Source organism: Vibrio sp. 2132-1, from assembly GCF_033344315.1.
The window spans coordinates 1-716 of sequence record NZ_JAWPON010000313.1 but is presented as its reverse complement, the minus strand read 5'-3'; the positions used below and the strand labels follow the sequence as shown (position 1 = coordinate 716).

The 716-nt window shown below is 48.9% G+C and carries 1 protein-coding gene; it reads left to right on the top strand.

The genetic code is table 11. The features are described 5' to 3' along the window. Positions 1-713: FAD-dependent oxidoreductase (locus tag R8N47_RS25135; protein WP_318186094.1), on the top strand; the 713-nt coding region annotated here is incomplete at its 5' end. Positions 714-716 lie beyond the last annotated feature (3 nt).

The following is a 716-nucleotide window of genomic DNA, read 5'->3' as shown; positions in this document are numbered from 1 at the left end:
GTGGCGTTGTCATTCGTAACGACGAAACCTACGAGAAAATCGAAGGCACAGAAGATGGCGTCATTATTCACCTGCAGTCAGGCAAGAAAATGCGCGCCGATTGTTTGCTGTATGCGAACGGCAGAACCGGTAACACCGACAAACTCAGTTTGGATGTCGTCGGTCTAGAATCGGATTCTCGCGGCCAGCTTAAAGTGAACCGCAACTACCAAACGGCGGTTGAGCACATTTACGCAGTGGGTGATGTGATTGGTTACCCTAGCCTTGCGAGCGCAGCCTACGACCAAGGACGCTTTGTCGCACAAGCGATCACCAAAGGTCAGGCTGAAAACTATCTGATTGAAGACATCCCAACAGGCATCTACACCATTCCAGAAATCAGCTCTGTTGGTAAAACAGAACAAGAACTGACGGCGGCGAAAGTACCTTACGAAGTCGGTCGCTCTTCATTCAAACATCTGGCTCGGGCGCAAATTGCAGGCAAAGATGTTGGCAGTTTGAAGATTTTGTTCCATCGTGAAACCAAGGAAATTCTCGGCATTCACTGCTTTGGTGAACGTGCAGCGGAAATCATCCACATTGGTCAAGCCATCATGGAACAGAAAGGCCAAGCCAATACGATTGAATATTTCGTGAATACTACCTTCAACTACCCGACCATGGCCGAAGCCTATCGTGTAGCGGCATTGAATGGGCTGAACCGATTGTTCTAGTAG